Source organism: Salirhabdus euzebyi (assembly GCF_014207435.1).
Classification (GTDB): Bacteria; Bacillota; Bacilli; order Bacillales; family Alkalibacillaceae; genus Salirhabdus; species Salirhabdus euzebyi.
Genome location: NZ_JACHGH010000007.1, coordinates 92,281 through 104,305, shown reverse-complemented (window position 1 = coordinate 104,305; position 12,025 = coordinate 92,281). Strand labels below are relative to the sequence as shown.

At 36.4% G+C, this 12,025-nt stretch carries 8 protein-coding genes and 1 pseudogene; 6 read left to right on the top strand and 3 right to left on the bottom strand.

Annotated features, from left to right (window positions below; genetic code table 11):
- Positions 1-323: 323 nt before the first annotated feature.
- Together HNQ94_RS12675 and HNQ94_RS12670 are read right to left on the bottom strand one after the other, a co-directional pair.
- Positions 324-1,550, bottom strand: coding sequence for an MFS transporter (locus HNQ94_RS12675; RefSeq protein WP_174496785.1), 1,227 nt, complete (start codon positions 1,548-1,550; stop codon positions 324-326).
- Positions 1,551-1,611: 61 nt separating this feature from the next.
- The gene (locus tag HNQ94_RS12670) at positions 1,612-2,910 is read right to left on the bottom strand and encodes a serine hydrolase domain-containing protein (protein WP_246200027.1); all 1,299 of its coding nucleotides are present in this window, start codon (positions 2,908-2,910) and stop codon (positions 1,612-1,614) included.
- A 200-nt stretch (positions 2,911-3,110) separates the two neighbouring features.
- On the opposite strand from HNQ94_RS12670, the gene HNQ94_RS12665 reads away from it, so the two are divergent.
- The 6 genes and pseudogenes from HNQ94_RS12665 to HNQ94_RS12640 all read left to right on the top strand — a co-directional run bounded on the left by HNQ94_RS12665 (position 3,111) and on the right by HNQ94_RS12640 (position 10,060).
- Positions 3,111-4,379: a helix-turn-helix domain-containing protein gene (locus tag HNQ94_RS12665; protein ID WP_174496787.1), complete on the top strand. Its 1,269-nt coding sequence runs from the start codon at positions 3,111-3,113 to the stop codon at positions 4,377-4,379.
- Between the two features lie 132 nt (positions 4,380-4,511).
- Positions 4,512-6,076, top strand: a pseudogene (locus tag HNQ94_RS12660) (fatty acid--CoA ligase).
- A gap of 14 nt (positions 6,077-6,090) precedes the next feature.
- Complete coding sequence (locus tag HNQ94_RS12655) at positions 6,091-7,236, top strand: acyl-CoA dehydrogenase family protein (RefSeq protein WP_174496788.1); 1,146 nt, start codon at positions 6,091-6,093, stop codon at positions 7,234-7,236.
- 19 nt (positions 7,237-7,255) lie between these two features.
- Positions 7,256-8,107 (top strand): 3-hydroxyacyl-CoA dehydrogenase family protein, encoded by an 852-nt coding sequence (locus HNQ94_RS12650; RefSeq protein ID WP_174496898.1) that lies wholly within the window; start codon positions 7,256-7,258, stop codon positions 8,105-8,107.
- Positions 8,108-8,109: 2 nt separating this feature from the next.
- A complete protein-coding gene (locus HNQ94_RS12645) occupies positions 8,110-9,267 on the top strand; it encodes a thiolase family protein (RefSeq protein ID WP_174496789.1) in 1,158 nt (385 codons plus the stop codon).
- 19 nt (positions 9,268-9,286) lie between these two features.
- Positions 9,287-10,060 (top strand): enoyl-CoA hydratase, encoded by a 774-nt coding sequence (locus HNQ94_RS12640; RefSeq protein WP_174496790.1) that lies wholly within the window; start codon positions 9,287-9,289, stop codon positions 10,058-10,060.
- A 51-nt stretch (positions 10,061-10,111) separates the two neighbouring features.
- Here the strand turns inward: HNQ94_RS12640 and typA are convergent, their stop codons facing one another.
- Positions 10,112-11,932 (bottom strand): translational GTPase TypA, encoded by a 1,821-nt coding sequence (gene typA / locus HNQ94_RS12635; RefSeq protein WP_174496791.1) that lies wholly within the window; start codon positions 11,930-11,932, stop codon positions 10,112-10,114.
- Positions 11,933-12,025: the final 93 nt, after the last annotated feature.

The window sequence follows — 12,025 nt, the reverse complement described above, 5'->3', positions numbered from 1 at the left end:
AACACCTCCAGAACAAAATGTGCTCACAAAAAAATCACAGACGTCTGCCTGCGATTCCATACGAGCGGTTACAATTTTTACCAACTAGAGGTGTTATGCAGTATATGACATAAACACGTATAGATATAGAACTATTGGTTTCAAAAGGCGTAATGAATTTTTAGACACACGTATCCCGCAAACATCTACCGAGGCAGACGTCACTTTTCCATATTTATTTCATGGATGAGAACGTGTTATGCTTCATTGTCCTAATGGAAACCTCCTTTTAGCCTATTATCATAATTATTAAAACACAAATTGGTTTATTTTTCAATATTTTCCTAACCAAGCGGTGTCAGTTTTGACAACATAACCTTTAACCCTTTTGTCCTTAAACTGTAAATGATACTTATCCCTAAAAGTACAGCACAACTGAAGAGCGCAACTTGAACATGTAAAAACTCAGCAACAGTTCCTGCAAAGAAAGCACCTAATAAGGTTACACTTCCACTAATCATTAACCCACCACTACTTACTCTTGCTAAGTAATTGTCAGGTGTAACTGCTTGACGTGCGGAACCATTCACAACAAATGCCATGGAGAGTGCACCATCAAAAAGGAACATCCCTATTGCAGATAAAACAAACCCATCTGCCATAACGAGTAATAATATCCCTGTTCCGGAAAACGCAGCTAAGCCAATATTAATTGTTCGCCAAGTAAAACGGCTAACGACTGGCATTAAAAAGACACCTATTATATTGCCTAGACCAGCTGCCGAGAAAAGCAAACCTGTTTCCGTTACGGATAAGCCTAACTCCTCTTTCGCATTAATAATAACTAATAAAGTAACCGCGTTAGTTAAAAAGTTCAAGATTGCGTGTTGAACGGTGACGTACCGCTGAATATGGTGCTGAAACAAAATGCTAATCCCTGCTTTAATTTCTTTCCACTGCTTATTCAAATGAACTTTTCTCTTCTTTTCTTTTCTTCTTTCCGTATATGTTAGAGCTATGAAACAAAGTGTTAAAGCAGAAAGTAAATAGGTAAATGCATCAATAGAAATAGTCCAGGCAGCTCCAAATAAAGTAAAAATTAGCCCGGCTAAAGCTGGCCCTAATAAAGTTCCTACTGCATCGGCACCTTCCATATAATTATGAGCAGAAAGAAGTTTCTCTCTCCCTACTATTGAAGGAAGCATACTTTGAAAAGATATTCTAAAAAACAATCCCGCAGCACCAAACACAAAGAATATAAGGAGGACAATCCAAAGTTGAAAATAATCAAACATGATGATGAAAACTAGTGCAATAAGTGATAGAAAACGAATAAACTCTGCTGTAATAGCCACATGTTTCTTTGATCTATTTTCTATCCAAATTCCTGCAAACAATGAAAGGAATAAAGGTGCAATTTGCATACTTATGGCTACTAAGGCGGTTTTAAATGGGGAGTCTGTTAGCTGCAAAACTACCCAAGGAACTGCTATATCACTAAATCTAGTTCCAAAAATTGAAATAGCTTGTCCAATCCATAATAATAAAAAGTTTTTTTGTTTTAATAACAACTTTTTCACCTCATCTGTGTGTACAGGAAAGAGGAATCATTATTTTAAACTAGTAACTTCATTACTGTTTTAACATAACTCGCATTCCAAAAAATGCTCCCCACACTTCATTATCCGTAAAATAAAAAGGAATGGAACGACTACTATTCTTTAAAACTAATGTTTTCTTATCTGCAGCATAAGCCTCTAGTTTCTCTTGATCTATCAAAATTAAAGGTTTACCATCCTCTATGATCACTTCAAATTGATAGCCCTCTTTACTAGCGTATGCTCCAACGAACTTCATAAGTTCCTTTTTTGACAAATCAGTTGGAGGAAGGACCTGCTCTTTCGTATCAATAGGTAAACGAAGTAGTGTATTTACTACTTTCAACCAAATGTCTCTAACAGCAATATTTGAAACGTTTGTTAACACGACAATTACTATATTCTTCTCTGGTATAAATCCGAAGTTAGAAGAGACCCCAGGTTGCCCTCCTCCATGTTCCACTAATGTTACACCATGATAATTTGGCGTTACTTTCAATCCGTATCCATAAAAACTATTTTCCGTTAGGTTTATATGTGGCTGCCACATTTTTTGAACAGAAGTTTCCGAAATGGATTTACTTAAAAGATTAGGAGTATTGACATAAAAGGATCCGTACTTAAGCAAATCAGAAATACAGGAACGAATCCCCCCACCAACCTCATAAACACCAAGAGTTGGCCACATTTGTTCAATATGTTTTTTTTGTTGTTTGTCATATATGTAAGGCGTGGAAACATTATTTAATTTAGTAACTTCCTCTATACTCATCGTTGTCCGGTTCATTTTTAAAGGCGCTAGAATTTCTTCCGTTATATATCGGCGATACAACTTTCCAGTTACTTTTTCTATAATTGCGCCTAATAATAAAAACATGTCATTAGAATAACTAAAATACTCATTCGGCTTTCCTAAGATAGAGTGTTTGTTATTTGTTAAAAATTCCACTTCGTCTGAAAAAAACAATCGACTTTCATCACGATTAACTGGTGCTAAACCAGTAGAATGGGTCAATAAATGATGAATCTTTATTTTATCCATTGCGTAAACACCTTTGATTTCCAAATTAGGTATATACTTTATGACAGAATCATTTATTGATAGAAGCCCTTGCTCCATTAACTTCATTACAGCCAATGCAGTGAAAGACTTTGTAACAGAAGCAGTGCCAAATATAGTCTCTTCTGTCACCGGCTTATTTGTTGCCTTATTTTGCACGCCAAAACCTTTTTGATAGATAATTTCACCATCACGAAAAGCGCCTACTGCTGCCCCTACTATGTGCTCCCTATCCATTTGTTCCTTGAGTTTTTTCTCGAAATCTCCCCACATATTCATCCCACCCCAAGTTGATTGTCTACTAATAAATATTATGGATAAAGAAAAGGGACAAATCAACCAATCATCTGAACTTTCAACTAATTTAAAATACTCTTATTCAAAGCGAATTCCCACAAAATTGGTCGATAAATGAAAATATTTGGTAAATAATATGCTATAATAATAAAAAATTTCTCTTTAGGAATGATCCTATGTATCCAGGAAAACTAATTAAATATCATCGAAATAAAAAACAAATTACGCAAAAAGAGCTCGCACAAGGAATATGTTCAGTCTCATATTTAAGCAAAATTGAGAACGAAAGTATTGAGCCTAGTGAAGACGTACTCAAACTATTAAGTGAGCGATTAGGGTTAGATTTTAATGTGCGTGTAGGTACAGAGAAAAGGGAAGAATTAAGGGGAAAAATACTTGATTGGTATGAACTCATTAAAAATAGAGAGGCAGAAGAAGCAAAAATATTAATGGATAAATTAGAGAAAGCCATTTATCGCATTAATAGTACGGAAACTAAAAATCTATTTTTAATAATTAGACTTTGTTATTTTATTACTTTTGGTCCTAAACATAACTGGAAAAATGATTATGTAGAGTTAAGAAATATGAAAGATCTTTTTAATACCGAAGCTCTATATTATTTTTATAAGTTCGAATCATTATACTACTATTATGAAAATAATCTAGATGCAGCGTTAGAATCATTAAAGGAAGCAGAAAAAGTTTATCCTAAAATAGACTTAATCGACTTAGATCTTTACTATAACCTATCTATTTTTTATAAGAGAACTTATCAAGTCTACAAATCTACAATCTATGCCTATAAGGCACTAAATGCTGCACAAGCTGTTCTTGATTATAGCTTGGTAACAGAATGCTATATGGTCATAGCAGCTAATAATATTCGCATTGGGGAATATGAAACAGCAGAAAAAGATTTACTAAAACTTCAGAAGCACGAAGCTACCCATATTCCAGCCATCAACTCGCTTATCCATCATAATTTAGGTTATATTTACTATCAATGGAAAGAGTATAAACGTGCTTTAAAGCACTTATATCAGTCAATAGATTATGCATCATCAAAAAGGGAAAGAATTGGTACCTTTTATATTATTTGCTTAGTTTATTACACTATATCCGATTATAGTAAATTAAAAGAAGCATTAAAGACTGGTAAAATAATCGCGCATCAATATAATATAAAAAGCTTTATATATAAATTTTATATATTAGAAAATAAAATGAAAAATAACACATTAAGCCAAGAGTTTCTAGACGAAATGGAAAACAAAATTATACCTTACTTTAAAAGTACAGGAGAACGGAATGATCTCATTCGCTTTTTAAAACTAGTTGGTGATATTTATTACGAAAAAAGACTATATAAAAAATCAGCTGAGTATTATCAAAAAACCCATTCCTTTTACACCAATGCTTTCCGAAATGAAGATAACGTTTAAACACCATGTAATTTTGAGCCCAAAACGGCTCTTTTTTTATATTAAATTCTAATAGGAATATCTGTTGTTTTACTAGAATAAGTTTAATACTAGATTGTAAGCGTTTTAATTATTATTTAAGGAGGAGATATCATGTACGCTACAACTGGTAAATTATTTGAGCTTACTGTTCAAAGCTATGCAAAGAAAGAAGCAATCGTTGATGTGACAAAGGGGATTCGTTGGACTTATGAGGAATGGGACAAGGAAGTAAATAAACTTGCCAATGCTCTAAGAGCTTCTGGAGTGGATAAAGGAGATGTCGTATCAACTTATTTATTTAACACGATTGAGTTGGCCAATGTCTTTTTTGCTTGTGGAAAAATAGGTGCCATTCTAAATCCGATTAATTTCAGGTTAAAATCCCAAGATATTGAATATATTTTCAAAGATTCCGCCCCAAAAGTTGTACTTTTCGAAAAAGCTCTTGAACCTCATGTGAATGCTATCCATAAAAACTTCGGACATATTTCCTTCTGGTATGTAGATAATGATACACCTAGCTATGCAGTAAACTATTATGAACGTGTTAAGAATGCCTCTATAGAAAGACCTTTCGTTGATATTTCTGAAAATGACACATACGCCATTATGTATACAAGCGGGACTACCGGTAGACCAAAGGGTGTTATGCACAGACACAGGGATATGGTGGAGCAAAGTTTAACGTGTGTAGCAGTCTTCGTTTAACGGATCAGGATCGCGGCTTAGCGTCAGCTCCCATGTTCCATTGCGCCGAGTTACATTGCTGTTTTCTTCCAAGAGTTCAGGCTGGTGCTACTACTGTTATAACGCATCATTTTGAACCAAAAGAAGTTCTCCAAATAATTCAGGATGAAAAAATATCCGTTATGTTCGGGGCTCCGACAATGTGGAATATGATGCTTCAAGAAAATCTCAGTGCTTATAATCTTTCTTCCTTACGTTCCGGCCTTTATGGAGCTGCGCCTATGCCACCTGTTCTAGTAAAAGCTTGTAAAGAACACCTTGGCATTGATCTCATTCAAGCATACGGAATGACAGAAATGGGGCCTGCGATTACCTTTTTAAGTGAACATGATCAGCTAACCAAATCGGGTTCAGCCGGACGGCCTTGCTTCAATCATGAAATAAGAATCGTAAAGCCTAACGAAGAAGGTCCATCTGAACCAGATGAGATTCTTTCAGCTGGACAAATTGGAGAAATTATTGTAAAAGGTCCTTCTATGATGAGTGGTTATTTTAATAGACCAGAAGCTACAGATGAAGCACTCTACAAGGGATGGTATCATTCCGGTGATTTAGGATATTTGGATGAGGATGGTTACTTATACGTTTGTGATCGTGTTGATGACATGATTATAAGTGGCGGAGAAAACGTATACCCAAGAGAAGTAGAAGATCTATTACACGAGCATGATGGAGTTTTTGATGTGGCTGTATTAGGAGAGCCAGACGAAAAATGGGGAGAAAAAGTAACAGCCTATGTCGTTAAAAAGGATAATCAACTTGATGAAGAACAACTAGAAGTGTTTTGTAAAAACAGTAATAAACTAGCTGATTATAAAAGACCAAGACGCTATATATTCGTTGAAGAACTTCCTCGTAATGCAAGTGGGAAAATTCAAAAATTCTTATTAAGAGAGCAACGCCAACAAGTAAAAAAAGCAGAAGCATAAAGGAGGCATTTTATATGGCAGCCCCATATTTAACAGAGGAGCATCACATTTTCCGTGATGCTTTTCGCAAGTTTTTAAAAAAGGAAGCTTATCCCCACTTTGAACAATGGGAAAAGGATAAATTAATTCCCCGGTCATTTTGGCTTAGAATGGGGGAAAACGGCTTTCTTTGTCCGTGGATTTCCGAAAAGTATGGTGGACTAGAAGCTGATTTTGGCTACTCAGTCATTATAGGAGAAGAATTAGAACGTTTAGGGTCAGGAACCGTTGGTATTGGTCTACATAATGATATTGTAGTTCCCTATATTGAAAAGCTTGGGACGGAAGCTCAAAAACAAAAATGGTTACCCTCATGTATTTCGGGTAAGACAATTAGTGCTATTGCCATGACTGAACCTGGTGCTGGTTCAGATTTATCTGGAATAAAAACGACTGCGATAAAAAAAGGTGACCACTATATTGTTAATGGCGAAAAAACATTCATCACCAACGGAATGCAAGCTGATTTGATAGTAGTCGCAGTTAAAACTGACCCCAAAGCAAATCCTCCATATAGGGGAATTAGTCTTCTTCTAATTGAAAGGAATACGGAAGGATTTTCCCGAGGTAACAAGCTAGAGAAAATTGGTATGCATAGTCAAGATACTGCTGAACTAATATTTGAGGATGCTATAGTCCCAACAGAAAATCTATTAGGGATTGAGGGGAAAGGGTTCTATTATTTAATGGAAAATCTACAACAAGAACGATTAATGGTAGCAATATCTGCTCAAACAGCTGCTGAAGTTATGTTTGATTTAACAAAAGAATATGTAAAAGGAAGAAAGGCCTTTGGTCAATCTATTAGCGATTTTCAGACTGTTCAATTTAGATTAGCCGAATTAGCGACAGAAATAGAAATCGGTAGAACCTTTTTAGATAAGTTAATTGTAGATCATATGAATCAAGAAAATATTGTCACGCAAGTATCGATGGCAAAATGGTGGATAACGGAAATGGCAAAAAGAACAGCTGCTGAAGCAATCCAACTTCATGGTGGGTACGGTTATATGGAGGAATATGAAATTGCTAGGAGATATCGTGATATACCTGTTACATCCATTTATGCAGGGTCAAATGAAATTATGAAACAAATAATTGCCAAAAACCTCAACATATAAAGGAGGATAGAAAGTGGAAATAAATCAAATCACAGTTTTGGGAGCAGGAACAATGGGTCACGGTATAGCCCAGAACTTTGCAATGATAAACAAGAAAGTTACTTTATATGACATACATGAGCAAGCAATAGAACGAGCAATCCAATCTATTAAACAGAATTTAGAGAGCTCCGTTAAAATTGGAAAATTAGAGACTGAGCAGGCTGCATTCGCTCTTCGGAACATATCTACTTCACTAGAGTTAAAGACGGCAGTGAAAGATAGTAATTTAGTAATAGAGGCTGTTCCGGAAAATATGGAGCTCAAAAAGGATATTTTTAGACAACTGGATTTTTTAACTGCACCGCATACACTCCTGGCTACAAACACATCAGAGTTGAGTGTCACGGCTATTGCATCTGCTACCAACAGACCCGATAAGGTTATTGGAATGCACTGGTTCAATCCAGCGCCTATTATGAAATTGATTGAAATCGTAAAAGGGGTAAATACATCAGAGGAAACCATTAAGGCTATAGAGAAGTTATCTAAAGAGCTTGGAAAAATAACCATAGCCGTAAAAGACTCGCAAGGTTTTGTAACTACAAGAGCGCTCGCAGCCCATATGCTAGAATGCATGAGAATGCTAGAGGAAGGGGTAGCAAGTGCTCAGGATATCGATACAGGAGTTAAATATGGTTTAAATTATCCAATGGGTCCCCTAGAATTAGCAGACCTAGTTGGTTTGGATACGATGCTTTTTGCAAGCGAAGGATTAGCACAAGCATATGGTGATCGTTTCCGAGCACCTCAAATCTTACATAAACTTGTTGAAGCTGGGCATTTAGGGCGAAAAGCAGGAAAAGGATTTTATCACTATAAGGGGGAATGAAGATGGAACGGGAAGTTGTCATCGTAGAAGCTGTTCGAACACCAGTTGGTAAAAAGGGCGGGTTTTTTCGCGAAAAACATCCAGTACATTTTGCTGCCGAGAACCTCAGTGAAGTAGTAAGACGGGCTGGAATAGATAGGGCTTTAGTAGAAGACATTATCATGGGTTGTGCAACGCCAATTGCAAAACAAGGTTATAACATTGGCAGACTAGCACTTTTAGAAGCTGGATTTCCAGTTGAAGTTCCTTCTGTTCAAATAAACAGAATGTGTGGATCTGGTCAACAAGCTATCCACTTTGCTTCACAAGCTATATTAGCTGGTGATATGGACATTGTCATTGCTGGTGGAGTGGAGTCAATGAGTCATGTTCCCATTTTAAGTGATGGAAGTGACGAGGAAACAATACCCGCATCCTTAAAAGAAAAATATGAATTTATTCATCAAGGCGTTTCGGCTGAACGTATTGCAGAAAAATATCATTTAACTAGGGATGACGTAGATCAATACGCTTTAGAAAGCCATAGAAGAGCTATTCATGCTACGAAAACCGGTAAATTTAGAAAAGAAATAATGGATATAGAAGGGCTTGATAAGGAAGGGAACACCATTACGGTTTCTATTGATGAAGGTCCAAGAGAAACAACTTCTATTGAAGCCTTATCCTCTTTAAAAACCGTTTTTAAGAGCGACGGGATAATAACAGCTGGCAATGCTAGTCAGATGAGTGACGGGGCTGCTGCAATACTACTTATGGAAGCTACCAAGGCAGCAGAATTAGGGTTAAAACCAAAAGCACGAATTATTGGCAGAGTAGCTGTAGGATCTGATCCAACTTTCATGCTAGACGGAGTAATTCCTGCTACAAAAAAAGTGCTAGCAAGAACAGGATTAACAATAGAGGATATTGATGTTTTCGAAATTAATGAAGCTTTTGCACCAGTTGTTCTCGCTTGGCACAAGGAACTTAAAGTAGATTTGTCGAAAGTAAACATAAATGGTGGTGCAATTGCACTCGGCCATCCACTTGGTGCTACAGGAACAAAGCTCATGACTACATTAGTCCATGAGTTAGAAAGACAGGATGGAAAATATGGTTTGTTAACAATATGTATCGGCCATGGTCAAGCTACAGCAGCAGTTATTGAAAGAATATACTAATTCCATATGAGGTGAAAAAATGTCAAATACCGTTTTACTATCTATAGAGGAAAATATTGCAACCCTTACTTTAAATAGACCTAGTAGCATGAATGCAATGGACATCGAATTATTAAACACCTTACTCACTAAATTGAAAGAAGTAAAAGAAAGTGATGCCAAACTTCTAGTTATTACAGGGGAAGGAAAAGCTTTTTCTGCAGGCGGAGATATAAAGACTATGCTACAGCAAGCAGATGAATCAGGATTTCACTCTGTCATGAATACAATAAAGGAAATTATTATTACCCTATACACAATGCCTTTAGTAACGGTTAGTGCAGTAAATGGTGCTGCTGCAGGATTAGGACTGAGTTTTGCCCTAGCATCAGATTATGTCCTTGCAGACGAAAATGCAAAATTGGCAATGAATTTTATTGGAATTGGACTTATTCCTGATGGAGGAGGCCATTTCTTTATGAAAAATCGACTAGGTGTTGAAAAAGCTAAAAAATTAATTTGGCAAGGACAAAAACTAACTGCCACAGAAGCTTACAAACTTGGTTTAATTGATGATGTTTTATCAGGTAACTTCCAAGATGAACTAAAGGAAAAGATAAATCTGTTAAGTAAACATCCATTAAAAGCAATGGTTGAAACAAAACTTATTTACACAGAGCTCCATAGACCTGAGCTTGAAAAAGTATTGGAAATGGAAACTAACGGGCAACAAAAAATGCGGAAAACAAAAGATCACCAGGAAGGTATGAAAGCCTTTATGGAAAAAAGAACACCGAATTTTATTGGTGAATAAAACAAAAAAGCCTTGTCTACAGAGATTCCCTCTATAGGCAAGGCTTTTGCTTTATTTCTTTTTAGCAGCTTTTTCTCTCTCGCTCTTGTTCAATAACTTCTTACGTAAACGAATAGATTCAGGCGTTACTTCACAATATTCGTCGTCATCCAAATATTCAATCGCTTCTTCTAAAGACATTTTTCTAACACTTTTAATTGTAGAAGTTTGGTCTTTATTCGCTGAACGTACGTTTGTTAAATGCTTTTCTCTTGTAATGTTAACCGTTAAATCATTTTCACGATTATGTTCCCCTACGATCATACCAGCGTAAACCTCAGTACCAGGCTCTACAAAAATAACCCCTCTGTCCTCTAAAGACATGATGCTATAGGTTGTAGCTTTACCATTTTCTAAGGAAACAAGCACACCTTGGCGACGGCCTCCAACATTACCTGCTGTTACTGGCTCATATGCATCAAAACTATGGTTCAAAATTCCGAAACCTCTCGTTTGCGTCATGAATTCAGTCGTATACCCAATCAAGCCTCTTGAAGGTATTTTGAACTCTAGACGAACTTGACCATTTCCTTGATTCACCATGTCTAGCATTTCGCCTTTTCTTGTACCCATTGATTCAATTACAGCTCCCGTATACTCTTCAGGAACATCGGCTTGAACTCGCTCGTAAGGTTCACACTTGACACCATCTATTTCCTTTATAATAACTTGTGGCTTAGATAACTGAAGCTCATAGCCTTCACGACGCATGTTTTCAACTAATATCGATAAGTGTAATTCTCCACGTCCTGAAACAGTCCATGCGTCAGGTGATGCTGTAGGGTCAACCCTTAAACTTACATCTGTTTCGAGTTGAGTTAATAAACGCTCTTCAATTTTTCTTGAAGTAACGAATTTACCCTCTTTACCAGCAAACGGACTATTATTAACTAAAAATGTCATTTGAAGAGTAGGCTCATCAATTCGTAACATAGGCAAAGCTTCAACATTATCTGTTGGACATACAGTTTCCCCTACGTTAATATCCTCTAAACCAGCTACAGCAACAATATCTCCTGCTTTTGCTTCTTCAATTTCGATTCTTTTTAAACCAATAAAACCAAACAACTTAGAAATTCTAAATGTCTTCGTCTTGCCATCTTTCTTTACAATGGCAACTTGCTGTCCTGCTCTAATTTTCCCTCTAAATACTCGTCCAACTCCAATTCTTCCTACATACTCATTGTAGTCAAGCAACGTTACTTGGAATTGTAATGGTTCTTCTGAATTATCTACAGGAGCTGGGACATGCTCAAGGATCGTTGTAAAAATCGGATCCATAGACTCTTGCTGTTCATCCGCTTCATAACCAGAAGTGCCTTGTAGGGCTGAAGCAAATACAACTGGGAATTCAAGCTGTTCATCATCTGCTCCAAGCTCTATAAATAGATCTAATACTTCGTCTATAACATAAGCCGGTCTCGCACTAGGGCGGTCAATTTTATTCAGAACAACTACTGGGTTTAGTTTTTGTTCCAACGCTTTTTTAAGTACAAATCGTGTTTGTGGCATAACCCCTTCATAAGCATCCACAACTAGTAAAACACCATCAACCATCTTCATGATACGTTCTACTTCTCCACCAAAGTCTGCGTGGCCTGGTGTATCCAAAATATTTATGCGTGTATCTTTATAGTTAATCGCTGTATTTTTAGCTAAGATTGTAATACCGCGTTCTTTCTCTAAATCATTCGAATCCATTGCACGCTCATCTACTTGCTCGTTTTCACGGAAAGTACCTGAATATTTTAACAGTTGGTCAACTAATGTAGTTTTTCCATGGTCAACGTGGGCGATAATAGCAATGTTTCGCAAATCTTGTCTCTGTTGCATGACAACTCTCCTCTAAATATAAGTTCGCGTTCAATATGAACCTGATAATTATAACATAAAATGACAGAAAGGAATCTTTTTCTCCGCATTCCT